The organism is Rhizobium sp. R711 (assembly GCF_002211365.1).
In the GTDB taxonomy this organism is placed as follows: domain Bacteria; phylum Pseudomonadota; class Alphaproteobacteria; order Rhizobiales; family Rhizobiaceae; genus Rhizobium.
On record NZ_LOKZ01000012.1, the window covers coordinates 206,603 to 232,044 of the forward strand.

Genomic DNA, 25,442 nt, shown 5'->3' on the forward strand with positions numbered 1-25,442 from the left:
TGATGACAGCGATCACCGATGCCTATTTTTCCAACCTGATCGACCGACTCGAGACCTTGAAGGCGGAACTCGCCGGACCGATGACCCTGGCGGCCGATGCGATCCTGGAAGCCGCCCGCAATGACAAGCGGGTTTATGTGTTCGGTACGGGACACTCTCACATGCTGGCGGAAGAGGTCCACTATCGGGCAGGCGGCCTCGCTCTTACCGTTCCGGTTCTCGTCGGCTCCGCGATGCTGCACGAGGGCGCGGTGATCAGCTCCGTTTACGAGCGTACGGAAGGATTGGTGCGGCCGGTGTTGGAACGCTATGGAATGCAACCGGGTGACGTCATCATCATCGCGTCGAACTCCGGCGTGAATGCAGCGCCGATCGAGGCTGCCGATTACGGCCGCGAGATCGGCGCCAAGGTGATCGCGCTCACCTCGGTCTCCTACTCGAGTGCGGTTGCGAACGGGCGGCGCCGTCTTGCGGACATCGCCGACATCGTCCTGGACAACGGCCTCCCGCCCGGCGATGCGGTGATCGAACTCCCGGGCACGGAACTGAAGGTTGGTCCGGTTTCGACCGCTATTGGTGCAACGATTCTCAACGCCATCTTGGCGGAAGTGGCGTCAGAACTGTCGAAAGGCGGCGACGCACCAATTTATCTCAGCGCCAATATGCCCGGAGCCGCGTCAGTCAACCAGCGACTGGTCAAGAAGTATCGGCCACGCAATCCTCATCTCTAAGAGCGCTCGGCACCCGATTGTCAACGCCACGCCGACAGTCGGTCGCCAAAGTTCAATCTACCGGACCGTGAGGGTCGGGCGCATATTTCTTTCAAGAACAGCGGCGAGGCCAATGTCTCGCGGGCTTGGAAAGGAATGGTCCCATGACCCAGATCATCTTAAATTCAGCCGTCGCCATCCTCGTTGCGGTCGCCTTCGCGACAACGACCGCCGCCGCTCTTCGTGGCGAGAACCGCGCTATGCAGAAGGTGCCGGTCAGGGCCAAAGCAAGGCGCCACCCAAAGGGCTGAAAGACAGCCAAATAATTCCTCAAATCGGCCCCAATATCGACACCGGGTTGGACGACCAATGCATCGTGGGGAATTTGGAGTGCAGGGCAATGACCAGAATTATCGGCGCAGCCGCATTGTTGACCATCGCCATGGCGGCCTATGCGGCATACTTGAATCCGTACGATACGCGCAGCCAGCAAGGCCGCTATTCGCAGCAGATCGAGAGCCACGATAACGGCCTTACAGCGTCCATCCGTTAAACGAACAACTGACCGCCATTGGCGCTAAGCGTCGATCCGGTAATGAAGCCTGCGTCGTCGGAAACTAGAAAGACGACACAGCGCGCCACCTCCTCAGGTTCGCCGAGACGACCAACCGGTATCTGCGGAATGATTCTTTCGTTCAAGACTTTCTCCGGAACCGCAAGAACCATTTCTGTCCCGATGTAACCTGGGCAGATCGCGTTGACGGTGATGTTCTTGGCAGCACCTTCCTGCGCAAGCGCCTTGGTAAAGCCGAGGTCACCTGCCTTGGCAGCGGAGTAGTTCGCCTGGCCCATCTGGCCCTTCTGGCCGTTAATCGAGGATATGTTGACGATCCGCCCATAGCTCCGGTCGCGCATGCCGCCCCAAACCTGGTGCGTCATGTTGAAGAGACCGGTGAGGTTGGTGTTGACGACCTCGTGCCACTGCTGCGGCGTCATCTTGTGGAACATTGCGTCCCGCGTGATGCCGGCGTTGTTAACGAGGACATCGATCGGACCAAGTTCAGCTTCAACCTTCGCGATACCCTCGCCGCATGAGGCGTAGTCGGAAACATCCCATTTGAAGACGGGAATGCCTGTCGCGTTGTTAAAGGCGTTCGCCTTCTCATCGTTGCCCGCGTAATTCGCGGCAACCGCATAGCCTGCATTCTTCAGTGCGACGGAAATTGCGGCGCCAATGCCGCGGGTACCACCAGTGACAACAGCCACTCTGCTCATGTTCCGCTCCCTCATTTGAAGGCCCCGCTATCCTGCGGGGCTCAGGTTATAGTTGGATTGCCTGCTGTTCAAAGAGCTTCAAAGCACATTGCGACACCCATGCCGCCACCGATGCACAGCGTCGCCAGCCCCTTCTTCGCGCCGCGGCGCTTCATCTCGAAGAGGAGCGTGTTGAGCACGCGTGCGCCGGATGCGCCGATCGGATGGCCGATTGCAATCGCGCCACCGTTGACGTTGACGATCGATGGGTCCCAGCCGAGGTCCCTGTTGACCGCGCAAGCCTGTGCGGCAAAGGCTTCGTTCGCTTCGACGAGATCGAGATCGCCGACGGACCACCCCGCCTTTTCCAACGCCTTCCGCGATGCCGGGATAGGACCCGTTCCCATCACCTGCGGATCAACGCCTGCGGTCGCCCAGGAAACGATCCGGGCGAGCGGCTGGATGCCCCGGCGGGACGCCTCGGCTTCCGTCATGAGGACGGCTGCGGCAGCGCCATCGTTGAGGCCGGAGGCATTCGCTGCGGTGACCGTGCCCTCCTTATCGAAAGCCGGACGCAGTTTGGCCATCGAGTCCAACGTCGCTCCGTGACGGATGTATTCATCGGCATCAACCGTCACGTCGCCCTTTCGTGTCGGGATGACGTAGGGAATGATTTCATCGGCGAAACGCCCGGCCTTCTGCGCGGCTTCCGCCTTGTTCTGCGATGCAACCGCGAATCGGTCCTGCTCCTCGCGGGAGAGCTGCCACTGGCGGGCAATGTTCTCGGCGGTGATGCCCATGTGGTAGCCATAGAAGGCATCCGTCAGGCCGTCCTTGATCATGGTGTCGACCATTTTCATGTCGCCCATTTTGACGCCGCCGCGCAGATGCGCAGCATGCGGTGCCATCGACATCGATTCCTGGCCGCCGGCGACGATGATCTTCGCGTCACCGAGCGCGATCTGTTGCATGCCGAGCGCCACGGCGCGCAGGCCAGAACCGCAGAGCTGGTTGACGCCCCACGCCGTTGCTTCCTTGGGAACGCCTGCCTTCATGGCCGCCTGCCGGGCCGGGTTCTGGCCCTCGCCAGCCGGGAGAACCTGACCGAGAATGACCTCGTCGACCTCGCTGGCGTCGACACCCGCACGTTGTAGCACGCCCTTGACTGCGGCCGCACCCAGTTCATGGGCAGGGACGGTGGCGAAGGCCCCATTGAATGAGCCAACGGCAGTGCGACCTGCACTAGCGATGACGATGGATGAACTCGACATTACGATCTCCTCGTTAACTCGACCGGATTAGAGGAAACTGACAAAGCTTCACCGTCAAGTCAAACGACAAGAGTATGCCCTTTAATTTTAGGGATTGCTTACGTTGAGACAAATTATCTCTGCCGCAAAAGGGGTTGCCGCATCGCACAAAGAGATTGTCACTGGGCTTCGTTTGCGTCTACATTCCTAGGTGGAGGAATTTCCATAACAATCAGACGGGCTTCGGGAGACTGATATGGCGAAGAATGACGGGCAGATCGTAATCAAGAAATACGCCAATCGCCGCCTCTACAACACAGGCACCAGCACCTATGTGACGCTGGAAGATCTGGCGGAGATGGTGAAGAAGGGAGAGGATTTTACAGTTCAGGACGCAAAGAGCGGCGACGATATTACCCACTCTGTGCTGACGCAGATTATTTTCGAACAGGAATCCAAGACGGGCAACACACTGCTGCCGATCTCGTTCCTTCGCCAGCTTATTACCTACTACGGTGACCAGATGCAGATGGTTGTTCCGAGCTTCCTGGAACACTCCATGCGCGCCTTTACCGAGCAGCAGGCACAGATGCGCGAGCAAGTCACGCGTGCTTTCGGCGAAACGCCGATCGGCAAGAATCTGCAACTGCCGATGCAGATGGTGGAAGATCAGGTGCGTCGCAATACCGAGATGTTCCAGCAAGCCATGCAGATGTTCTCGCCATTCATGACCCCACCGGCCAAGGAAAGCCGCAAAGCGGAAGCAAAGGATATCGACGAGCTGAAGGAACAGCTGCGCGCGCTTCAGAACAAACTCGATAACCTCTGAGCTTCAGAGCCCAATCGATACATCGCGCCCGGCGGTGCGAATAGATACGGCAAAGCCGCCAATCACGTCGATCAATGCAATCGTCATCAGGATGAAGAAAACCTGAGTGGCCGCATCCTGGACGAGAAGAAACTCGACCAGGAAGGCAATGAAGACGAGCATCGATAGCATGTGGTTGGTCAGGCTGCCGTCATTGCGCGTCGCCTTCAGGATCTCGAAGAACAGGACACCGAGCGCGACGACGATGAAGAGGTCACCGAGCGACATGCTCCACATAGCTCCCGAAATCATCGACAAAACGATGATGTCGTTCTGCAGCGAGGGAAGCCCATCGCTGCCCATCAAGCCCAGCATCGACATATTGTAAAGAATGAATGGGATAATCATCAATGGCACGGCATTGAACATATGGCACAGCTCCCCCCTCAGCCGGAGAATAGTGCCGTAAACAACCGCATCACTTCAAGATATCAGAAGAATGTTTTTGTGCCGGGGGAAAAGCAAAAGGCCGGCACATGGCCGACCTTGCAACTCTCGCTCAAGCAAGCGCAAAAGTATTATGCGCTTTCCTTTGGCGTCAAAACCTGACGGCCGCGATACATACCGGTCTTCAGATCGATATGGTGCGGGCGGCGCAGTTCGCCGGAGTTCTTGTCTTCAACGTAGGTCGGAGCCTTCAGTGCGTCTGCAGAGCGGCGCATACCGCGCTTGGACGGGCTCGTTTTTCTCTTCGGTACAGCCATTTCTCTTACTCCACTTCACGGGCAAACACATCCTACGGCCAGACTGGCGGCCGAAACGACGTATCGCGATTTCGGAAATTTTGCGCGCTTATACATGCCTTGAGGGTACTTGACCAGTCCCCAAGCTTATTTTTTGAGATTCCTGCGATTCATAGGTCAGACCTCGTCTTCTTCGACAATCCAGGGCTCGGATCGCGCCGCCTCTTCCCACTTCTTCCAGGCAGGATGCGCCTTGACGGCTGCAATATAACTTAGCGTGTCGCCGGCGGATACCAGGTCATAGACGTCGAAACGACTGACAACGGGTGCGAACATCGCATCGGCACCGGAAAAATTGCCGAAAAGGAACGGCCCGCCGGAGTGGGCGCGCAGGTCACGCCAGATCGTCTCGATCCGGGCGACATCAGCCATCACGCCGTCGGCAAGCGCGATCTTCCCCTTCGGCCGCCGGACATTCATCGGGCAAGCATTCCGCAAGGTCCTGAAGCCCGCAAGCATCTCCATGGAAACAGCGCGCGCGACCGCTCGCTTCTTATGCTCACTTGGCCATATCCCGGCTTCCGGGAAAAGCTCGGCAACGTATTCGATAATCGCCAGCGACTGCCAGACCCGAGTATCGCCGTGCTGAAGCACAGGAACCTGACCGGTCGGCGAAAACTCCCTGAAGCGCGGATTGCCGGCGGCGAAATCGAAGGGAACCAGCACCTCCTCAAAAGGAATGCCGGCGGCTGTCATGGCAATCCATGGCCGAAACGACCAGGACGAATAGTTCTTGTTACCGATGTAGAGCGTGAGCTTGTCCAACAGGATCTTCCTTTTACGCTTCGGGCGCGAACGCAAGCCGCTCCACGAAATGGTTCATGTCCTCGAAAGTGCAGAAGGCGGGCGGCCTCAATGCTATCACCGGAGTGGTTTCGCGCAGCGTGACGAGCGCGCGGTCGAGCATGGCCTGCCATGCGGGTAGCGCTGCTTCCTGTAACCGCGCGATCGGGTAGCAGAATGTGATATGGAATTCATAGGTGTCATGATCCGGATGCCGGTAGCCGAACACGTGTGCGAACGCGTCACGCCATTCCTTCATAATACGCCGATCCGCAGCCGTAACACCGTTCACGGTAAGCCCTACCGGCGTTACGTCGGTAACTTCAACATCGAAGGGGCCGAGCGGCCCAAAGGATTGCAACCGATCCAGATAGATCTCGCTCATCCGCTCGATCGCGGTATCAAGCGTCACATCCTGCGGCCAGTAAGGCAGCCTGCGACGATACTCGATAACACCCTGAAACAGGGTCATGTGCAGACTGAAGATCGGCGTAAAGGCGAACTGAGATGCCTCCGGCATCGCCAGAAAACTCTGGCGCGCCTCAATGATTGCCTGCTGCGATGGCGATCCCTCGACCAGATGGCAAACGACGGTATTGCCAGGCTCGCGCAGAAACGTGCCGGTTGCGTCATAGCGGGTCCCGAGATGGTTCGGCGGCGCCGGGTTATGAACGGCGGAATACGTGAGAAGGCTAGGCGAAAAGGCAGAAATCATCGCTGGCAGTCCAGTCATTGGTGGCGGGATTTCCGTCCATACGTTTGAAGCACGAATGCCAGATGACACTCATGAACACCAACGACTTATTGCGATATCAATCATAAATGCATCTGATGTAATCACCTGACCCGCGCGCGCGCCGCTCGATGAGGCCGGCGAGCCGTCGCAATCCACGCCCGGGCTTGCCGGCGTTGCGATCGAAGGGATTGGGAAGCGACACGGCGAGAAGAGCGGCCTGCCGGCTGGTCAATTTCGATGCCGGCACCTTGAAGTGGTGACGGGCCGCAGCCTCGATGCCGTAGATCCCCGGTCCCCATTCTGCAATGTTGAGGTAGATCTCCATCAGGCGCCGCTTGGACCAGATGAAATCCGCCGTCACAGCCAATGGCAGTTCCAGCGCCTTGCGAACGAAGGACCGGCTGTTCCACAGGAACAGGTTCTTCACCGTCTGCATCGGGATCGTGCTGCCGCCGCGGGTCGCCTGGCCGCTCAGCGTATCCTCCAACAGCATCCGCATCTCACCCCAATCGACGCCGCCGTGGAAGCAGTACTGCCCATCCTCGGACATCATCACCGACTGAACGAGAACCGGCGAAATATCATCGAGTGATACCCATTGCCGGTCGTAGCCGCGCAGCAACACCAGATCGCGGAGCATGAGCGTGGAAACGGGGTGAACGAAGGGCAGCAGATAAAGGACAATCAGGACATAGGGAAGAATGACGAGCGCCACCAATGCAAGGACGATGCGCATGATCACGGGCCGGCTCTTAAGCCAAAACAACACGTGCCTGTGAAACGGCACGGTCATGCTTTCCTCTCTCTCCGGCGTTATGTCCAATTCCCCGACCCAGTCTCTTGCCCTTCTCCTCCATACCGTTTGCGAACTGGCATTGCCAGAGACAAAGGAAATCTTCACCGCACCATCGACAATTCCGTTGCAAGCAGAAGGCGGCTCATGCCAAACAGCGCGCCATGGACGCGAGCTCTGAAACATTCGAAGCCAGATTGACGACCACCGCACGCGAGGTCGAGGCTGTGCTCGGCGTTTTACTGTCGTCACCTGCGCTGAACGACGAAATCACCCGGCCGGAACGGCTGCGTTCAGCCATGAACTATGCCACCCTGAACGGCGGCAAGCGGTTGCGGCCCTTCCTTGTCGTGGAGGCGGCATCGTTGCTCGGTGGAAACAGGGACGCGGCACTGAGGGTGGGTGCGGCACTCGAATGCGTACACTGTTACTCGCTCGTTCACGACGACCTTCCGGCAATGGACGACGACGACCTGCGCCGAGGCAAACCGACCGTGCACATCGCCTATGATGAAGCGACTGCCATCCTCGCTGGTGACAGTCTGCTCACCTATGCCTTTGACATCATCGCCGCGCCCGAAACGAAATTGCCTGACGCAGCCAAACTGGCGTTGACGCTGGCGCTGGCCCGCGCTGCGGGCATCGGAGGCATGGCAGGCGGGCAGGCTCTCGACCTTGCCGCCGAGAAACAGGCGCCCGACGAGCAGGGCATCGTCACGCTACAGGCGATGAAGACCGGCGCCCTTATCCGCTTCGCCTGCGAGGCGGGCGCCATCATCGCCGGCGCTTCGCCGGACGATCGCGAGCGATTGCGTCAGTTCGGCGAGCGGATCGGCCTCGCCTTCCAACTCGCGGACGACATTCTCGATCTCACCTCCGATGCTGCCACGATGGGCAAGGCGACAGGCAAGGATACCGGCCGCGGCAAGGGCACGCTGGTGGCAATGCATGGTATGGCTTGGGCAGAAGCCAAGCTTGCCGAGCAGGTGCGCGAGGCAGAAGCATTGCTGGCGCCTTACGCCGAGCGGAGCATCATTCTTGCGGAAGCGGCTCGCTTCATCGCCGGTCGCAGGAACTGAAAAGCGTCACCGGGACAATGTTTCCGCTAACAGACTCCATGCAGTCTCTTGTCTATCGCGGGGAACCACGCCTAAGAACGATGGACAGTCGCCGGCCAAACAAGAGACGCACGATGCATGAGATCCTGACCTACTTCCCGCAGATTCTGCCGGCCTACGTCGCCTATCTGATCGCCGTCATCAGCCCTGGCCCTGCGATCATGGCAATCGTGTCCACTTCGATGACACATGGTCGAAAGGCAGGCCTGACCATTTCGCTCGGCATCTTCGCAGGCTCGTTCACCTGGGCCTGTGCTGCCGCTCTCGGCCTTGCGACCATCCTCCAGACCTATGCCATGGCGCTGGAGATCCTGAAAATCTTCGGCGGCCTCTATCTGCTCTATCTCGCCTATAAGGCTTTCAGGGCAGTGCGCGCCAACAATGAGCTGCCGACAGCTGTCGTGCAGAAAAACCTTACGACACGCGCCCTGTTGCTGCGCGGCTACGGTATCCACGTCACCAACCCGAAGGCCATCTTCGCCTGGCTAGCGATCATCGCGCTCGGCATGCCGCAGGGCGCACCGGCATCCGTCGCCGGTCTGATCATCGGAGTATGCATGGTGACAGGCCTAACCGTCTTCATGGGATACGCCATGTTGTTCTCGACACCACATGCCTTGAAGATTTACCGCGGGCTACGCCGCTGGATCGAAGGGGCTATGGCTGCCTTCTACTGTGTCGCAGGGCTGAAGCTGCTGACCAGCCGAATCTGAACGCTTCCGGCTGGCGCTTATTCGGCGGCCGTCTTCTGCCCGAAACGCTTTTCGATGTAGTCGACCACGAGCGCCTCAAAGTCCGAAGCGATGTTCGGGCCGCGCAGGGTCAACGCCTTCTTGCCGTCGATGAACACGGGCGCAGCCGGCGTTTCGCCGGTGCCGGGCAAGGAAATGCCGATATCGGCGTGCTTGCTTTCACCCGGCCCATTGACGATGCAGCCCATGACCGCAACGTTCAATGCTTCGACACCAGGATATTTTTCGCGCCAAACCGGCATGTTCTTGCGAATGTCGTTCTGAATGTTTTGCGCCAATTCCTGGAATACGGTCGAGGTCGTGCGGCCGCAGCCGGGACAGGCCGCAACGACAGGCACAAACTGGCGGAAGCCCATCACCTGCAGCAGCTCCTGGGCAACCTGTACTTCGCGCGTCCGGTCGCCATTCGGCTCCGGCGTCAGCGACACGCGGATCGTATCGCCGATGCCCTGCTGCAGCACATAGCCCATGGCAGCCGACGAGGCGACAATCCCCTTGCTGCCCATACCAGCTTCGGTAAGGCCGAGATGCAGGGCGTGGTCAGAGCGTTCGGAGAGCATCGAATAGACGGCAATCAGATCCTGTACCTGGCTGACCTTGGCCGACAGGATGATGCGGTTGCGCGGCAGACCGATTTCTTCGGCCAGATTGGCTGAAATCAACGCGGACTGGACGATCGCTTCGCGGGTCACTTGGCGTGCCGAAAGCGGTGAGCCAGCCTCGGCGTTCTGGTCCATCAGCGCCGTCAGCAACTCCTGATCCAGTGAGCCCCAGTTCACACCGATGCGGACAGGCTTATCGTATCGGATCGCCATCTCAATGATGTCGCCGAACTGCTTGTCCTTCTTGTCCTTGAAGCCGACGTTGCCAGGATTGATGCGATACTTCGCCAGTGCCTCGGCGCAGGCCGGATGATCGGCAAGAAGCTTGTGGCCGATGTAGTGAAAATCGCCGACAAGCGGGACGTCCATGCCAAGCCGCAGCAGTCGCTCGCGAATCTTCGGAACCGCGGCCGCGCTCTCGTCGCGGTCGACGGTGATGCGAACGAGCTCGGACCCCGCCTTGAAGAGAGCCGCCACCTGCGCAACAGTGGAGTCAATATCCGCCGTATCGGTGTTCGTCATCGACTGGACGACAACGGGCGCACCTCCGCCCACGATGACGCCGCCAACGTCGACGGCGACAGATGCGCGGCGTGGTTTCGGATCAAAATCTGCAGCAGAAGACATATAGAGTTCTTGAACCCCTGAATTTCGTGTCTTTCAGGTGGATCATGCCTGCTTTGTTGTCAACCGCCCGCGCATCACTTTTGCTTGGAGCCGTTTCAGTGGCCGCCGCCCGATATGCCGTCGGCATAGCGTGCAAGGTTCGAGAACAGCAGCACGACCACCAGCAAGACCGGCAAAGCCATAAAGACAACGCTGAAGCCGATATGCTCCGCCACGAAGCCGATCGCCGATGGCGCTACCAGCATGCCGGAATAGCCCATCGTGGTGACAACCGAGAGACCAATGCCGGCACGGAGACCGGGAATGTTGCCGGCAGCGGAGAAAGCAATCGGAACCATGTTCGAGATCCCGATGCCGCAAAGTGCAAAGCCTAAGATCGCAATTTCCGCATTGGGCGCGAAGGCGGCCAGCAGCATGCCTGATATTGCAAACAGCGTGCAGATCCGAAGCGTCATCACGCCGCCAAGCCGATCACGAACAAGATCGCCGCCAAAGCGCATGACTGCCATCGTCAATGAAAATGCCGCAAAACCGAAACCGGAAAGTGCCACCGACGCCCCCAGTTCCTGGCGCAAGTAGAGCGCGCCCCAATCCAGCACAGCACCCTCGGGAACCATGGAAAACAGCGCCATCAAGCCAATCAGCCACGGCAGCGGAACCAATGGCAGCCGGAGCTTTTCCTTCTTCTCGTCCGGATGGGGAGGGTCGGCAAGGATCATCCTCCAGGCGATGCCCAGAACAATCGCTGCAAGCGCAGTCGCAATCTGCGCATGCCAGAGCACGCCGACCTTGGCGATCAGCAGGCCACCGAGACCGGCACCGATCAGACCGCCCAAACTCCAGAAGGCATGGCATGAAGACATGATCGACCGCCGCATCGATTGCTCGACCGCAACCGCGTTCGCATTCATGGCAACGTCCATGGCGCCCATAAAGCCGCCAAACAGGAAGATCGAAACCGCCCCCGTCACAACGTTGGGCGCAAGCGTCAGCGCGAGAAGCGCCGGCATAAGGCAAACCGCAGCGATCTGCGCGACAAGCTTCGAGCCATAGCGCGCAATTTGCGATCCGGCGATTGGCATGAGGGTAAGCGAACCGACGCCAAGAACCAGGATCATCAGACCCAACTGAAACTTGCTCAGTTGCAAGCGCTCCGCGAATTCGGGAATTTTCGGCGCCCAGCAGCCGACTATGAAGCCATTGATGAGGAACAGCAGCGAAACCGCAATCCTGTTCTTCGTTATGAAGCCGCTTCTGACCATCGGCGCTGTGTTAACGCGGTTGTCCATTTCTCTTCCCACAATGTCTCAACGCCGGCACTCGCGCACGACGCGTTCATGAATGATACTTACGTCGATCCGCCAGCCACGATCGTCCTGCAGCCGCTGTCGCGATAGCGAGCCAGCATGACCGGGTCTGCATCACGCTCGACCACCAGACATCCGCATTGCGCCACCGGAAGCACGCTATGAGGCGCGGCCGTGCCGAATTTGTCGGACGTCGCGGCGACAAGGACCTTCCTGCTTCGCGATGCCGCAAAACGCTTGAATTCGGCATCTTCGAAGCCGAAGGTTGTTACGCCGGCCGTCAGATCGATGCCGCAAGCACCGAGGATGCAGAGATCGGGTGACAGGGATTCCATGTCGCGCAGAGCCTTCGCACCGAGCGCGCCGCCGACCTGCCGGTCAATCAGGCCGCCAATCAGGATCACGTTGACGGCAGGCCTCTCGATCAGGGCGCCGGCGATCGCTGGAGCGTTTGTTGCAGCCGTCAGTGACAAATCCATTGGCAGGGCCATCGCAATTGCAAGATTGGTGCTGCCCGCATCAAAAAAGACCACTGAACCGGGAACGATCTCCGAGACCGCGGCCACGGCAAGCGCCTGCTTGCGATCCCGCGCGATACCCGTACGATGATTGAGGCTTCCGCCAGCGGGGGAGAGCGGCAACGCGCCGCCATAGACGCGCTCGCATAGGCCTGCGGCCGCCATCTCACGCAGATCTCTGCGCACCGTGTCTTCGGATACACCGAATTCAACTGCAAGGTCTGCAGCAAGCACCCGACCATCGCTCCGCAGCTTCCGCAGGATTACGCTCTGGCGCTCCTGCAGAAGGAGTTCGTTCGTGTTCATGCCGATTTGAGCCCGATTGATACAGAATTGATATAAACATGCATAAACCGATGCAAACGTGCAAGCAAGTGCACACCCCCCTGTCGGTCTTCACAAACTGAAACATGCCGCGCCAAATCCGTGATAAATGAGAAAAATATTCGCAGATGCCGATTTTCTTTGCAGTTTTCTACGCTTCGCATCGCCGGCTTTTCTGCGACTTTCTGAGCATCGAACACCCCGTGAATTGGATAAAAAAATGAACATTCTGAAGACCATCGCCGCAGCAGCACTGATCCAGGCCGCCGCGCTTCTTCCCGCTGTTGCCGGCGAGAACCTCGCCGCCATCAAGTCATCAGGTGTCTTCAAGATCGGCACCGAGGGAACCTATGCGCCGTTCACCTTTCATGACGACAGCGGCAAGCTGGTAGGCTTCGACGTGGAGATCGGCGAAGCGGTTGCCGCCAAGCTTGGCGTCAAGCCGGAATTTGTCGAAGGCAAATGGGACGGCCTGATCGCCGGTCTCGATGCGAAGCGCTACGACACGGTCATCAACCAGGTCGGCATCACCGACGCGCGCAAGCAGAAGTATGATTTCTCCGAGCCCTACATCGCTTCAAAGGCTGTACTCATCATTCGCGATGGTGACGACAGCATCAGGGGCTTTGCAGACCTCAAGGGCAAGAAGTCGGCGCAGTCGCTGACCAGCAACTTCGGCAAGCTTGCTGAACAGTCCGGCGCCGAACTCGTCGGCACCGACGGCTTCGACCAGTCGATCCAGCTTGTGCTGACCAAGCGCGCGGACGCAACGATCAATGACAGCCTCTCCTTCCTCGACTTCAAGAAGCACAAGCCGGACGCTCCGGTGAAGATCGTCGCCCAGCAGGAAAATGCCGACTATTCCGGCATCATCATCCGCAAGGGCGAGCCGGAACTGCTGGAAGCGATCAACAAGGCGCTGGCCGACATCAAGGCTGACGGCACCTATAAGAAGATTTCCGACAAGTACTTCGGCCAGGACGTTTCGAAGTAAGTCGCCACCACAGGCGGCTTGCTGCCGCCGCTACATCCTTTATATGTGCGTGAAAAGCGTCCAGCGAAGCCTCGCTGGACGCATCTTTCTTTGAGGGTTTCACCTTGCAGCACTGGCTTCAACTGATGGCGGAGTCGCTTGGTCCGCTCCTCTGGGCCGGCCTGATCTTCACGATCCCGCTGACGCTCCTGTCATTCACATTCGGCCTCATTCTTGGATTGATTACGGCAATCGCACGGCTCTTCGCACCAGCGCCAGCTGCCGCGATCGCGCGCTTCTACGTCTGGGTTATCAGAGGCACGCCGCTTCTGGTGCAGCTCTTCGTGATCTTCTACGGGCTGCCGAGCATCGGCATCCTGCTCGATGCCTTTCCGGCAGCGCTGATCGGCTTCACCCTCAACATCGGTGCCTACAGCTCCGAAATCATCCGCGCCGTCATCTCATCCGTGCCGAAGGGGCAGTGGGAAGCGGCCTACTCGATCGGCATGAGCTGGCGTCAGGCAATGAGCCGCACGATCCTGCCGCAGGCGGGGCGTGTCGCGGTGCCACCACTCTCCAACACGTTTATTTCGCTGGTGAAGGACACGTCGCTTGCCGCCGCCATTACGGTGCCGGAGCTGTTCCAGGCAGCGCAGCGCATCGTTGCAACGACTTACGAGCCACTCATCCTCTACATCGAGGCCGCATTGATATACCTTGCCCTGAGCTCCGTTCTGTCAGCGCTACAAGTCCGCCTCGAGCGTCGCTTCGCGCGCTATGGCGGCATGCTGGAGGCAAACGCATGATCGAGCTTTCCCACATCGAAAAGCGCTTTGGCGACGCCGTCATCCTGAAAGATATCAGCATCCGTATTCCGGAAGGCAGCGTTACGGCACTCGTTGGTCCGTCCGGTGGCGGCAAAAGCACGCTGCTGCGTTGCATCAACCTGCTGGAGATTCCGACAGCAGGCATGATCCGCCTCGGCGAAGAAAAGCTGAACTTTGCGCCGGGCCAGAAGACCGGCTGGCAGGCAATCCAGAAGATCCGCCGACAAACCGGCATGGTATTCCAGAATTTCCAGCTCTTTCCGCATCAGACCGCTATCGAGAATGTGATGGAAGGCCTTGTCACCGTCCTGAGGTGGCCGAAGGAGAAGGCGAGAGAACGGGCGATAGAATTGCTGACGAAAGTCGGCATGGCCCACAAGGCCGACGCCTGGCCGTCGACACTCTCGGGTGGCCAGCAGCAGCGTGTCGCGATCGCCCGCGCGCTCGCCCCGTCTCCGCGTGTTCTTCTCTGCGATGAACCGACATCGGCGCTCGATCCCGAACTTTCGGCCGAAGTCGTCGATGTTCTCGGCCGCCTCGCCAGCGAGGGGACGACCATGGTGATGGCGACGCATGACCTGCGTCTTGCCTCCAAGATCGCCAACGACGTCGTCTTCCTCGAGGCCGGCAGCGTGGTCGAAACGGGAAGTGCAAGGAACATCTTCACGGCGCCGGAGCGCGAGCGCACCAAGCGCTTCATCTCGACGATCAACGCCGCCCATACCTACGACATTTAGGCAAGGGCGGCGGGTGGAGCGTTAGATCGCGCGCGCCGCCTTCAGTGCCTTGCCCCACCAAACAAGCTGATCGAGCTGGTTCTTGGCGGCCTCGATGAGATGCGCGTAGTCGTTCAGGCTCCTTCCCTCCTTGGCGACCGAGAGATATTCCGGGAAGGAAATATGGACGCCGGTCTTTACAGAGACGGCGCTCATTTCGACGAAGATCAGCCGCAATTGCTCGACCGCGCGTGCGCCGCCGACGCCGCCGTAGCCGACGAAAGCGACCGGCTTATGGATGAAATCGCCAAGGTCGATCGCATTCTTGAGGACCGCGGTCGGGGCATGGTTGTACTCGGCGGCCGTGAAGATGTAGCCGTCGAATTCGCGCAGCTTCTTCTTCCAGCGCTCCGCCGTTTCGTTCTGGGCGTCAGTCGCGTTTGCCTGTCCGAGGAAGGACATCGGGTAGTCCAGGAGATCGAGGACTTCGACCTCGAGTTCCGGACGGCTTGCGGCAATCTCGGCGATCCACTTGGTCGGATGATCCGCAAAGCGTCCGATACGCGTGCTCCCGACGATGACGGCAATCTTGAGCTTGCTCATATCAATCCCTTTCGTAAAAAAAATGACGGGGCGGCCCAAAGGCCGCCCCGTCGTGTCGTTCCAGTCTCCATCAGCCGGTATAACTGACCAACAGGTCCTTGGCGTCGATCTGATCGCCGGCCTTGACGAGCACTTCGGCGATCGCACCATCCTTCTCGGCATGGATTGCCGTTTCCATCTTCATGGCCTCGATGGAAACAAGCACGTCACCGGCGTTGACCGCCTGACCCGGCGAAACGAAGACGCGGGAAATGACGCCCGGCATCGGCGCACCGACATGCGCAGCATTGCCCGGCTCTGCCTTGCGGCGGGCGGCGGCACCGGTCGCGCCATGCGCACGATCCGGAACCTTGATGCGACGCGGCTGTCCATTGAGCTCGAAGAACACCGTGACCATACCTTGACTGTCCGTGCCGCTCATCGCCTGGTTGACGACGACGAGCGTCTTGCCCTTCTCGATGTCGGCAAACAGTTCTTCACCGTCGCCTAGGCCATAGAAATAGGCCGGCGTCGGCAGAACGGAGACCGGGCCGTAGGTGTCGGAAGCCAGCGCAAAGTCGGTGAAGACCTTCGGATACATGAGATAGGATGCGAATTCGAAGTCGCTGACAACGCGCTCCAGCTTGGTCTCGATAACCTTGCGCTCGGCATCGAGATCGGCGTCGACAAGCAGCGAACCCGGGCGGACCGTATAAGGCGCATCGCCCTTCAGTGCCTTCTTCTGCAGCGCTTCCGGCCAGCCGGACGGCGGCTGTCCGAGGTCCCCCTTCAGCATCGAGACAACCGATTCCGGGAAGGAGACTTCCTTGTCGGTGCTGACGACATCGGCAACCGTCAGGTCTTGGCTGACCATCATCAGCGCCATATCGCCGACAACCTTGGAGGATGGCGTCACCTTGACGATATCGCCGAACATTTGGTTGGCGTCGGCATAGGCCTGCGCCACCGCGTGCCAGCGAGTCTCGAGACCCAGTGAACGGGCCTGTTCCTTGAGGTTGGTGAACTGGCCACCCGGCATTTCGTGCAGATAGACTTCCGACGCCGGTCCCTTGAGGTCGCTTTCGAAGGCCGCATACTGATGGCGCACCGCTTCCCAATAGAAGGAAATGCGGCGGATCCACTCCGGATCGAGGCCAGGATCGCGTTCGGACCCGCGCAGCGCCTCGACAATCGAGCCGAGGCAGGGCTGCGAGGTATTGCCGGAAAGCGCATCCATTGCCGCATCGACGGCGTCGACACCAGCATCAACGGCAGCAAGAACCGTTGCCGCTGCAATGCCCGACGTATCATGCGTGTGGAAGTGGATCGGCAGGCTGGTCGCGTCGCGCAACGCCTTGAACAGGACCTTTGCGGCAGCCGGCTTCAGGAGACCTGCCATATCCTTGAGCGCGATGATATGCGCGCCGGCCTTTTCCAGTTCAACGGCGAGGTCGGTGTAGTACTTGAGATCATACTTCGGGCGCGCGGAGTTCAGGATATCGCCGGTATAGCAGATCGCTGCTTCACAGAGCTTGTTCTCTTCAGCCACCGCATCCATCGAGACACGCATGTTCTCGACCCAGTTCAGGCAGTCGAAGACGCGGAAGAGATCGATGCCGCCGGCTGCCGCCTGCCGGACGAAGTATTTGACGACGTTATCAGGGTAGTTCTTGTAACCGACGCCGTTTGCCCCGCGCAGCAGCATCTGCAAAAGCAGGTTGGGCGCAGCTTCGCGCACAAGCGACAGACGCTCCCACGGATCTTCCGTCAGGAAGCGCATCGAGACGTCGAAGGTCGCACCACCCCAGCATTCGAGCGACAAGAGGTTCGGCAGGGCGTGCGCATAAGTACCGGCGATCCGGGCGATATCGTAGGTGCGCATGCGCGTCGCAAGCAGCGACTGATGACCGTCGCGCATCGTCGTGTCGGTCATCAGGATGCGCTTTTCGTTGCGCATCCACTCGCCGAACTTCTTAGGGCCAAGCTTGTCGAGAAGCTGCTTGGTACCATCAGGGGTGCCGCTGCCGTTCGTATAAGGGACGATCGGCTCGGCGATGTCAGCTGACGGCTTCGGACGATCCTTGGCTTCCGGATGACCGTTGACGGTGACGTCGGCGAGATAGGTCAGAAGCTTGGTCGCGCGGTCCTGTCGCTTGACTTGCTGGAAGAGCTCCGGCGTCGAGTCGATGAAGCGCGTGGTGTAGCTATTATCTTTGAACTTCGGATGGCCGATGATCGCTTCCAGGAAGGTCAGGTTGGTGGCGACGCCGCGGATGCGGAACTCGCGCAGCGCCCGGTCCATGCGCGAGATCGCTTCAGACGGGCTCGGCGCCCAGGCCGTGACCTTGACCAGCAGCGGATCGTAGTAGCGGGTGATGATGGCGCCGGAATAGGAGGTGCCGCCATCGAGGCGAATGCCGAAGCCGGAGGCCGAGCGGTAAGCGGTGATGCGGCCGTAGTCCGGAATGAAGTTGTGCTCGGGATCCTCCGTCGTGATGCGGCACTGCAGGGCGTGGCCGTTGAGGCGGATGTCCTTCTGCTCGGGCACACCCGAGCCCGGCGTGCCGATCGCAAAGCCATCGAGGATATGGATCTGCGCCTTGACGATGTCGATACCGGTGACGACTTCGGTGACGGTGTGCTCGACCTGGATGCGCGGATTGACTTCGATGAAGTAGAATTTGCCGGTATCGGCATCCATCAGATATTCGACGGTGCCGGCGCCGATGTAATTGGTAGCACCTGCGATCTTCAGCGAATAGGCCGCCAGTTCCTGGCGCTGCGCCTCCGTCAGATAGGGAGCCGGCGCACGCTCGACGACTTTCTGGTTACGGCGCTGGATCGAGCAGTCGCGCTCGAAGAGGTGAACGACGTTGCCATGCGTATCGCCAAGAATCTGGCTTTCGACGTGGCGGGCGCGCTCAACGAGCTTTTCGAGATAGACCTCGTCCTTGCCGAAGGCTGCCATCGCCTCGCGCTTGGCTTCCGTCACTTCGCGCGCAAGATCGGCTTCCGAGCGGATGACGCGCATGCCGCGACCGCCGCCGCCCCAGGAGGCCTTCAGCATCACGGGGTAGCCGATCGCTGCGGCCATCTTGGCGACCTCAGCCATATCGTCCGGCAGCGGCTCCGTTGCCGGCACGACAGGGACGCCGACGGAGATTGCCAGATTGCGGGCGGCGACCTTGTTGCCGAGCTGGCGCATGGTGTCGGCCGTCGGACCGATAAAGATGATGCCGGCCTTGTTGCAGGCATCGACGAATTCCGGGCTTTCCGACAGCAGGCCGTAGCCGGGATGGATCGCGTCGGCTCCCGAAAGCTTGGCGACGCGGATCACTTCGTCGATAGAGAGATAGCTTTCGATCGGGCCGAGATCGCGAGCAAGATGCGGGCCGCGGCCAACCTGATAGCTCTCGTCGGCCTTAAACCTGTGCAGTGCCAGTTTGTCTTCTTCCGCCCATATCGCGACCGTTTTTATCCCGAGCTCATTGGCCGCGCGAAACACGCGGATGGCAATTTCCGAACGGTTGGCAACAAGTATCTTGGAAATGGGCAATGCTGTCTCCTCACGGCATCGAAACGGGCAATGCTGCACCCGCGAAGAGAAGTCTTAACGCGCTGTCACGGAAAGTTCAATTTCTGGAACCGACCTAAATAGAATTTCTCTAAGACTCTCGAAAACTAGGTGATGAGACCATGCCGGAAAGCAACCGCAACCGCGTGCTGCCTGTTTTTTGCCTTCAGCTTGTCTTGGAGGCCATTCATGTACCAGTCGACGGTGTGGTTCGAAATCTTCAGACGTTTCCCGATCTCGACGGAGGTCATCCCTTCGGCAAGATACTGAAGGATCTCCATCTCTCGGCGCGTCAAGCGCGTGTCGATGCCGGAAACTTCCTCCAGTGCCGGAGCCTCTCCCTTGAGATCAAGGAGACGCCAGAAAGCCTTTCGAGCGACGGCGCCAAAGAGCGAGATCTCGACGGGAGAAAGATCCACGGGCATTCCCCCCATGCTCATGTTGCCGAGGATACCGTTTCGACCATGGATAGGAAAAATGTAACCGTCCTTCAGACCATGGCTATGGGCGTCAGCCATCATCTGCTCCATGCGCCGGTGATGCGGATCCTTGCGGAAAGCCGTCAGGCTGTCTTTCCAACGAAACGGTCTTTGCGCATATGCGAGATAGCGCACCGTCGGGTCGGTCAGAACGTACTTTTTCGAAAGATAGATTTGTGCCCACTTCTCGGGCCAATGGCCAGCAAACATAAGGCTGACCGGATCTTCAGTCGCTCTGAGGTGCCGCATAAGACCATAATACTGGAAGCCATAGGAGTGGACGACATCCTCGAGCTCCGCGATGACGCCCTCCGCCTTCCGGCACTCCTCTAGAACCACAAGCAATTGAATTAACGAATGAATATTCACCAAGGCGCCCCCACCCCAACTGGGCTTCACATCGAATAGCAGGCCATGCCCCGATGGTGGGACGCCTTTCGATGCAATCAAAACATCAATCTAGAATATGTATTATCGTGTGCCAGTGTAGTCGTTCAACGCAAGCGAAAATTGCGAAATTTCCAAACCGCCCCAAAAAATTTTAGAACCAAGGCATTTACCTGCGCTTCGAGACCCAAAGAATCTTCATTGCGAGAGCTCCCTGAACGCTTCGTTAATCGCCGGTTCAGGTATCTTTCTGTAGCGTCGCAACATCCACTATTTCGCAGATGCACAAGAGGTATCGCTGTGTCGCTATTCAAGGTCTATGCAAGAGCTTTGCGCTATCTTGGCGCTTACAAGCTCCGCGTATCCCTGGTCGTTATCGCGAATATCGTGCTTGCCGCGATCACAATCGCCGAACCCATTTTGTTCGGCCGCATCATCGATGCGATCTCGGGCAAGGGCGACGTGAAACCCATCCTTTTCATGTGGGCCGGTTTTGCTGTCTTCAACACCATAGCATTTGTTCTGGTCGCGCGTGAGGCGGACCGGCTGGCTCATGGCCGCCGCGCCACGCTGCTGACGGAAGCGTTCGGCCGCATCATCTCGATGCCGCTGTCCTGGCATCATCAGCGCGGCACGTCGAATGCGCTGCATACGCTGCTGCGTGCATGCGAGACGCTCTTCGGCCTTTGGCTCGAGTTCATGCGCAACCACCTGGCGACCGCCGTAGCGATCGCGCTTCTGGTGCCGACCGCGATGTCGATGGACCTGCGTCTTTCGGGCGTGCTTGTCGTGCTTGGCGTGGCCTACTGGCTGATCGGCCGTCTCGTCATGAGCCGCACCAAGGATGGCCAGGCGTCGGTCGAGAACCACTACCATACGGTATTTTCGCACGTCAGCGACTCGATCAGCAACGTGTCGGTTCTGCACAGCTACAACCGCATCGAGGCGGAGACCAAGGCGCTGAAGTCCTTTGCCGACCGCCTGCTGCAGGCTCAGTATCCGGTTCTCGACTGGTGGGCGCTGGCCGGCGCAATGAACCGCATGGCATCGACCATCGCCATGATGATCATCCTGGTGATCGGTACGCTGATGGTTCAGTCCGGCGAACTCCGCATCGGTGACGTCATTGCCTTTATCGGCTTTGCGAACCTGCTGATCTCGCGTCTCGACCAGATGCGTCAATTCGCCACGCAGATTTTCGAGGCCCGCTCGAAACTCGAAGATTTCTACTCGCTCGAAGACTCGGTCCGTGAACGCGAAGAGCCAGCCGGCAATGCCGATATCGCCGATGTGAAGGGCGAAGTCGAATTCCGCAACGTATCGTTCCGCTTCGGCAATACCGCACAAGGCCTGCACAACGTGTCGTTCACCGCCAAGGCTGGCCAGACGGTTGCGATCGTTGGCCCGACCGGCTCGGGCAAGACGACGATGATCAACCTGCTGCAACGCGTCTACGATCCGGACAGCGGCCAGATCCTGGTCGATGGCCACGATACCACGAAGATCACCCGCAAGTCGCTTCGCCGCTATATCGCAACCGTCTTCCAGGATGCCGGCCTGCTCAACCGCTCGATCAGCGACAACATTCGCCTCGGCCGGGAAGGCGCTTCGGATGAAGACATGCGTCGCGCAGCCGAGGCTGCTGCCGCAGCCGACTTTATCGAGACACGCGAAGATCAGTACGACACCCATGTCGGCGAGCGCGGCAACAAGCTTTCGGGCGGTGAACGTCAGCGTGTTGCGATCGCCCGCGCCATCCTCAAGGATGCGCCGATCCTGGTGCTGGACGAAGCGACGAGCGCGCTTGACGTCGAAACGGAAAACCGCGTGAAGGCCGCAATCGACAACCTGCGCCAGAACCGCACGACCTTCATTATTGCGCACCGCCTTTCGACGGTTCGTGAGGCAGACAAGGTCCTGTTTTTGGATGGCGGCCGTGTCGTCGAAGAAGGCAGCTTCGAAGAACTCAGCCAGAGCAACGGTCGCTTCGCTGCGTTGCTCCGTGCGAGCGGCATCCTGACGGATGAGGAAGTTCGCAAGGCACACACGACAGAAGCCGCCTGATCGGAAGCAGGCAAATCGATTGATCGAAGCCGGATGGTCCTGCCATCCGGCTTTTTTCTTGCCCACCGGCGATCATTTTCTAAATATCGGAAACGAAACCGCGGGGAGGTCGTATGCAAGTCAGACGAATTGTCGCCAATCTTCAAACTCCCAGCCCGGCCGTCGCAAGCGCATTCTATCGGGATATCCTCGGCCTGGATCTCCTGATGGATCACGGCTGGATCGCAACTTACGGCTCGAGCCAGCAGATGTCAGTTCAGGTCAGCTTCGCAAGCGAAGGCGGCGCTGGAACGCCGGTTCCAAGCCTGTCGATCGAGGTCGATGACGTCGATGAGGCACACGCAGCCATGCGTACTGCCGGTTTCGAAATTTGCTACGGCCCGACCGACGAGCCGTGGGGCGTACGCCGCTTCTATGTTCGCGACCCCTTCGGAACCCTGGTGAATATCCTTTCCCACAAGGCCTGAATGCTCCCTGCATCGCGGCAAGCGCTCGACGGTTCTTGCCTGCGACAATCTGCGCGATGGCGTTAGACTAAAGTCATAATCCCAAAGCCGCTCTCTGTATGAGGGAGCTTTTCTGTCACACTCTCGTCAGGCGAACCGCGACCTCGGGGTATGCTTTGAGGAGAGTATGGTCGCGCGCCGCGTTTCACATCGCTCTGTGGAGGACAGAAAATGGCAAATGTCGCAAGCGTCGACGGCACAAAAGCCGGCCCGATGACGGGCGAAGAGAAGAAGGTTATCTTCGCCTCGTCGCTCGGTACCGTTTTCGAATGGTACGACTTCTATCTTTACGGTTCGCTCGCCACCTATATTGGCGCGACCTATTTCACGCAGTATCCGGAAGCAACACGAAACATCTTCACGCTTTTGGCCTTTGCCGCCGGCTTCCTGGTGCGCCCGTTCGGCGCGCTCGTCTTCGGCCGCCTCGGCGATCTCGTCGGGCGCAAGTATACGTTCCTGGTGACGATCCTCATCATGGGCCTCTCGACGTTCCTCGTCGGCGTTCTTCCCGGTGCAGCGACGATCGGAATCGCAGCACCCATCATCCTGATCGGACTTCGCCTGCTGCAAGGTCTTGCGCTCGGCGGTGAATATGGCGGCGCGGCAACATACGTGGCCGAGCATGCGCCAAATGGGCGCCGTGGCTACTTCACCTCATGGATTCAGACAACGGCAACGCTCGGCCTCTTCCTGTCGCTTCTCGTCATCGTCGGCGTCCAGTTCTTGATGGGCAAGGAAGCCTTTGCGGCATGGGGCTGGCGCATTCCGTTCCTCGTATCCGTCGTGCTCCTCGGCGTTTCCGTCTGGATTCGACTGAAGATGAACGAATCTCCGGCTTTCCAGCGTATGAAGGCCGAAGGCAAGGGGTCTAAGGCACCGCTGACGGAAGCTTTCGGGCAGTGGAAGAATGCCAAGATCGCGCTGATCGCGCTTCTCGGCGCGACGATGGGTCAGGCAGTCGTCTGGTACGGCGGCCAATTCTATGCGTTGTTCTTCCTGCAGAACGTGCTCAAGGTCGACCTGCAGGCGGCAAACATCATGGTCGCCATTGCACTCTTCCTTGGCACGCCCTTCTTCATCGTCTTCGGCGGCCTGTCCGACAGGATCGGCCGCAAACCGATCCTCATGGCCGGCCTCTTGATTGCGGCCGTCACCTACACCCCGCTGTTCAAGGCAATGACCTGGACCGCCAATCCGGCGCTTGCTGAAGCCCAGGCCTCGGTCCGAGCAACCGTGACGGCCGACGCTGCTGACTGCAAATTCCAGTTCAACCCGACAGGAACATCGAAATTCACCAGCTCCTGCGACGTGGCGACGGCCTTCCTGACCAAGAACTCGGTACCTTACGATGTTGTGCCAGGCCCGGCGGGACAGCCTGCGACAGTCAAGATCAACGACGAGACAATCACCAGCTTAGATGCCGTTGCAGCCGGCGACAAGGCAAAGGCAATGACCGGCGCTTTCGAAAAGAGCGTCAATATCGCCCTGCATGATGCCGGTTATCCGCTGAAACGCGGCGCCGTCAAAGTTCCGGATGCAAAGCTGGACGCCTTCATCGCGGCCAACCCGGAACTTGCCCTCAACGCCGATGCGGTACGCGCCGGCGACAAGCAGACGGTCCCTGCTGACAAGCTTGTCGCCGACAAGCTTCTGACGGCCGACGAAGCTAAGAGCGCCACCGACATGGCGGTCTACACCATCGCCAATGGCGGCAGCTTTGCGATGACGGCTGACCCGGCCCGCGTCAATTGGATCGGCACGATCGCCATTCTGTTCGTGCTCGTTCTCTATGTGACAATGGTCTACGGTCCCATCGCCGCCCTGCTGGTCGAACTCTTCCCGACCCGCATCCGCTACACCGGCATGTCGCTGCCTTACCATATCGGCAACGGTTGGTTCGGTGGCCTGCTGCCGGCAACGGCCTTCGCAATGAGTGCCGCTACCGGCGATATCTACTTCGGCCTCTGGTATCCGATCGTCTTCGCGGCGATCACGCTGGTCATCGGCCTGATCTTCCTGCCGGAAACCAAGGACCGCGATATCCACGCGATGGATTGAGACGAGGGAAGGTTGCAAACGCGAACCCGGCGCTCACAAGGCGCCGGGTTTTTCATTTCTGGGACTCAGAGAAGGCGGCTTAGCCGGGGTGTCGGCCAGCCGCCATCGCGATCGATGGAGAAGACCAAGCCGAAGCGCGCGAAGAGGACGGAAGTGGCAAAGGCAAACCAGGCACCCAGCGCAAGGCCAGCCACAACATCGCTTGGATAATGCACGCCGATGATAATGCGCGTGGCGCCGAGCCAGAGCCCTATACCGATGAAACCAAGACGAAAACGCGGGAAGAGAAGCGCGAGCGCCACGAACAGCGCACCAATGTTGGCCGAATGTCCGGAGGGAAAGCTCTGGTGCAGGAAATCCATGTTGAAGGGCGCGAAGCTGAAAATCCCCTCCTGATCATAGAGCAATGGTCGCGCCCGGCCGATCGCGACCTTCAGGAGGTTGGCGGCGATGCTGGTGAATAGCACGCTCAGAGCGACATAGGCCGTCATCTGCCCAAAATAGACCATGCGAAACCGTCTCCGGACCTTCCAAAGTCGACGACGGACAAGATAGCCCGTGGCGAAGATCGTAGAGAGGCCGGCAAGAATCCAGGCGAGTCTGCCGACATCGGTAACATCGCCGGCAATCGAGATCAGTGGCGGCGCCAGATCCTTAGCTGCCAGGCCGAGCGGGCGATCGAAAACGAAGAAGGCGATGGCAATGGCATTGACTGCCGAAAACGCAAATCCCTTCCAGGCAACCCGCCGATGGATCGTGCGCCGCGCCTCGTAGCGCTTTCGCAGATAACTCCAGAAACTTGGCTTACGATCGACCGTCTCGCTCATTCCACTCCGCTCTTTCCTCAATGCAGAAGGGAGATAGGAGCGGTAACAACTGCCTTCAAGCAAA

The 25,442-nt window shown here is 59.3% G+C and carries 26 protein-coding genes; 12 read left to right on the plus strand and 14 right to left on the minus strand.

Annotation, left to right across the window (positions count from 1 at the left end; translation table 11 throughout):
* Nucleotides 1–2: 2 nt before the first annotated feature.
* From ATY80_RS14420 to ATY80_RS28955, 3 genes are all read left to right on the plus strand, one after another.
* Nucleotides 3–731, plus strand: a complete 729-nt coding sequence (locus ATY80_RS14420) for an SIS domain-containing protein (RefSeq protein ID WP_088693070.1) — start codon at nucleotides 3–5, stop codon at nucleotides 729–731.
* A gap of 143 nt (nucleotides 732–874) precedes the next feature.
* A complete protein-coding gene (locus ATY80_RS28950; protein WP_189637152.1) occupies nucleotides 875–1,021 on the plus strand; it encodes a hypothetical protein in 147 nt (48 codons plus the stop codon).
* A gap of 89 nt (nucleotides 1,022–1,110) precedes the next feature.
* Complete coding sequence (locus ATY80_RS28955) at nucleotides 1,111–1,263, plus strand: hypothetical protein (protein ID WP_189637153.1); 153 nt, start codon at nucleotides 1,111–1,113, stop codon at nucleotides 1,261–1,263.
* On the opposite strand, the gene ATY80_RS14425 is transcribed toward ATY80_RS28955, so the two are convergent.
* Both ATY80_RS14425 and ATY80_RS14430 read right to left on the minus strand, forming a co-directional pair.
* The gene (locus tag ATY80_RS14425; RefSeq protein ID WP_088693071.1) at nucleotides 1,260–1,985 is read right to left on the minus strand and encodes a beta-ketoacyl-ACP reductase; all 726 of its coding nucleotides are present in this window, start codon (nucleotides 1,983–1,985) and stop codon (nucleotides 1,260–1,262) included. The two genes, ATY80_RS28955 and ATY80_RS14425, sit on opposite strands and share 4 nt — an antisense overlap.
* A gap of 68 nt (nucleotides 1,986–2,053) precedes the next feature.
* The gene (locus ATY80_RS14430) at nucleotides 2,054–3,235 is read right to left on the minus strand and encodes an acetyl-CoA C-acetyltransferase (protein ID WP_088693072.1); all 1,182 of its coding nucleotides are present in this window, start codon (nucleotides 3,233–3,235) and stop codon (nucleotides 2,054–2,056) included.
* A gap of 235 nt (nucleotides 3,236–3,470) precedes the next feature.
* On the opposite strand from ATY80_RS14430, the gene phaR reads away from it, so the two are divergent.
* Nucleotides 3,471–4,043, plus strand: a complete 573-nt coding sequence (gene phaR / locus ATY80_RS14435) for a polyhydroxyalkanoate synthesis repressor PhaR (protein WP_007528399.1) — start codon at nucleotides 3,471–3,473, stop codon at nucleotides 4,041–4,043.
* Between the two features lie 3 nt (nucleotides 4,044–4,046).
* Here the strand turns inward: phaR and ATY80_RS14440 are convergent, their stop codons facing one another.
* The 5 genes from ATY80_RS14440 to mtgA form a co-directional block, all read right to left on the minus strand.
* The gene (locus ATY80_RS14440) at nucleotides 4,047–4,451 is read right to left on the minus strand and encodes a hypothetical protein (protein ID WP_088693073.1); all 405 of its coding nucleotides are present in this window, start codon (nucleotides 4,449–4,451) and stop codon (nucleotides 4,047–4,049) included.
* Nucleotides 4,452–4,600: 149 nt separating this feature from the next.
* A complete protein-coding gene (rpmF, locus tag ATY80_RS14445) occupies nucleotides 4,601–4,786 on the minus strand; it encodes a 50S ribosomal protein L32 (RefSeq protein ID WP_003543812.1) in 186 nt (61 codons plus the stop codon).
* Nucleotides 4,787–4,942: 156 nt separating this feature from the next.
* On the minus strand, nucleotides 4,943–5,590 hold the full coding sequence (locus ATY80_RS14450; protein ID WP_088693074.1) for a glutathione S-transferase family protein: 648 nt from the start codon (nucleotides 5,588–5,590) through the stop codon (nucleotides 4,943–4,945).
* A 13-nt stretch (nucleotides 5,591–5,603) separates the two neighbouring features.
* Nucleotides 5,604–6,323, minus strand: a complete 720-nt coding sequence (locus ATY80_RS14455; protein WP_088693243.1) for a DUF1868 domain-containing protein — start codon at nucleotides 6,321–6,323, stop codon at nucleotides 5,604–5,606.
* Between the two features lie 97 nt (nucleotides 6,324–6,420).
* Nucleotides 6,421–7,167: a monofunctional biosynthetic peptidoglycan transglycosylase gene (gene mtgA / locus ATY80_RS14460; protein WP_189637154.1), complete on the minus strand. Its 747-nt coding sequence runs from the start codon at nucleotides 7,165–7,167 to the stop codon at nucleotides 6,421–6,423.
* A gap of 134 nt (nucleotides 7,168–7,301) precedes the next feature.
* On the opposite strand from mtgA, the gene ATY80_RS14465 reads away from it, so the two are divergent.
* Both ATY80_RS14465 and ATY80_RS14470 read left to right on the plus strand, forming a co-directional pair.
* Nucleotides 7,302–8,216 (plus strand): polyprenyl synthetase family protein, encoded by a 915-nt coding sequence (locus ATY80_RS14465; protein ID WP_088693076.1) that lies wholly within the window; start codon nucleotides 7,302–7,304, stop codon nucleotides 8,214–8,216.
* Nucleotides 8,217–8,329: 113 nt separating this feature from the next.
* Nucleotides 8,330–8,968, plus strand: coding sequence for a LysE family translocator (locus ATY80_RS14470; RefSeq protein ID WP_088693244.1), 639 nt, complete (start codon nucleotides 8,330–8,332; stop codon nucleotides 8,966–8,968).
* Between the two features lie 17 nt (nucleotides 8,969–8,985).
* On the opposite strand, the gene ispG is transcribed toward ATY80_RS14470, so the two are convergent.
* From ispG to ATY80_RS14485, 3 genes are all read right to left on the minus strand, one after another.
* On the minus strand, nucleotides 8,986–10,236 hold the full coding sequence (gene ispG / locus ATY80_RS14475; RefSeq protein WP_088693077.1) for a flavodoxin-dependent (E)-4-hydroxy-3-methylbut-2-enyl-diphosphate synthase: 1,251 nt from the start codon (nucleotides 10,234–10,236) through the stop codon (nucleotides 8,986–8,988).
* A gap of 95 nt (nucleotides 10,237–10,331) precedes the next feature.
* On the minus strand, nucleotides 10,332–11,525 hold the full coding sequence (locus ATY80_RS14480; RefSeq protein WP_088693078.1) for an MFS transporter: 1,194 nt from the start codon (nucleotides 11,523–11,525) through the stop codon (nucleotides 10,332–10,334).
* Between the two features lie 59 nt (nucleotides 11,526–11,584).
* Complete coding sequence (locus tag ATY80_RS14485) at nucleotides 11,585–12,367, minus strand: DeoR/GlpR family DNA-binding transcription regulator (protein WP_088693079.1); 783 nt, start codon at nucleotides 12,365–12,367, stop codon at nucleotides 11,585–11,587.
* Between the two features lie 238 nt (nucleotides 12,368–12,605).
* On the opposite strand from ATY80_RS14485, the gene ATY80_RS14490 reads away from it, so the two are divergent.
* The 3 genes from ATY80_RS14490 to ATY80_RS14500 all read left to right on the plus strand — a co-directional run bounded on the left by ATY80_RS14490 (nucleotide 12,606) and on the right by ATY80_RS14500 (nucleotide 14,922).
* Nucleotides 12,606–13,379 carry an amino acid ABC transporter substrate-binding protein gene (locus tag ATY80_RS14490; RefSeq protein ID WP_088693080.1) on the plus strand — a complete coding sequence of 258 codons (774 nt, stop codon included), beginning with the start codon at nucleotides 12,606–12,608 and terminating at the stop codon, nucleotides 13,377–13,379.
* 104 nt (nucleotides 13,380–13,483) lie between these two features.
* A complete protein-coding gene (locus tag ATY80_RS14495; protein WP_088693081.1) occupies nucleotides 13,484–14,164 on the plus strand; it encodes an amino acid ABC transporter permease in 681 nt (226 codons plus the stop codon).
* Nucleotides 14,161–14,922, plus strand: coding sequence for an amino acid ABC transporter ATP-binding protein (locus ATY80_RS14500; protein WP_088693082.1), 762 nt, complete (start codon nucleotides 14,161–14,163; stop codon nucleotides 14,920–14,922). Before ATY80_RS14495 ends, ATY80_RS14500 begins: the two co-directional genes overlap by 4 nt.
* 21 nt (nucleotides 14,923–14,943) lie before the next feature.
* Here the strand turns inward: ATY80_RS14500 and ATY80_RS14505 are convergent, their stop codons facing one another.
* The 3 genes from ATY80_RS14505 to ATY80_RS14515 form a co-directional block, all read right to left on the minus strand.
* Complete coding sequence (locus tag ATY80_RS14505; RefSeq protein ID WP_088693083.1) at nucleotides 14,944–15,504, minus strand: NAD(P)H-dependent oxidoreductase; 561 nt, start codon at nucleotides 15,502–15,504, stop codon at nucleotides 14,944–14,946.
* 70 nt (nucleotides 15,505–15,574) lie between these two features.
* Entirely contained in the window at nucleotides 15,575–19,039 is a 3,465-nt protein-coding gene (gene pyc, locus ATY80_RS14510; RefSeq protein WP_088693084.1) for a pyruvate carboxylase, read from the minus strand.
* A 125-nt stretch (nucleotides 19,040–19,164) separates the two neighbouring features.
* Nucleotides 19,165–19,905 carry a LuxR family transcriptional regulator gene (locus ATY80_RS14515; RefSeq protein ID WP_088693245.1) on the minus strand — a complete coding sequence of 247 codons (741 nt, stop codon included), beginning with the start codon at nucleotides 19,903–19,905 and terminating at the stop codon, nucleotides 19,165–19,167.
* A gap of 318 nt (nucleotides 19,906–20,223) precedes the next feature.
* Between ATY80_RS14515 and ATY80_RS14520 the strand changes: the two genes are divergently transcribed.
* The 3 genes from ATY80_RS14520 (at nucleotide 20,224) to ATY80_RS14530 (ending at nucleotide 24,551) form a co-directional block, all read left to right on the plus strand.
* Nucleotides 20,224–21,987 carry a glucan ABC transporter ATP-binding protein/ permease gene (locus tag ATY80_RS14520; RefSeq protein ID WP_088693085.1) on the plus strand — a complete coding sequence of 588 codons (1,764 nt, stop codon included), beginning with the start codon at nucleotides 20,224–20,226 and terminating at the stop codon, nucleotides 21,985–21,987.
* Between the two features lie 113 nt (nucleotides 21,988–22,100).
* Nucleotides 22,101–22,454, plus strand: a complete 354-nt coding sequence (locus tag ATY80_RS14525) for a VOC family protein (RefSeq protein WP_088693086.1) — start codon at nucleotides 22,101–22,103, stop codon at nucleotides 22,452–22,454.
* Nucleotides 22,455–22,664: 210 nt separating this feature from the next.
* Nucleotides 22,665–24,551 (plus strand): MFS transporter, encoded by a 1,887-nt coding sequence (locus ATY80_RS14530; protein ID WP_088693087.1) that lies wholly within the window; start codon nucleotides 22,665–22,667, stop codon nucleotides 24,549–24,551.
* Nucleotides 24,552–24,616: 65 nt separating this feature from the next.
* Here ATY80_RS14530 and ATY80_RS14535 read toward each other — a convergent pair whose 3' ends face one another.
* Nucleotides 24,617–25,378, minus strand: coding sequence for a phosphatase PAP2 family protein (locus ATY80_RS14535; RefSeq protein ID WP_088693088.1), 762 nt, complete (start codon nucleotides 25,376–25,378; stop codon nucleotides 24,617–24,619).
* Nucleotides 25,379–25,442 lie beyond the last annotated feature (64 nt).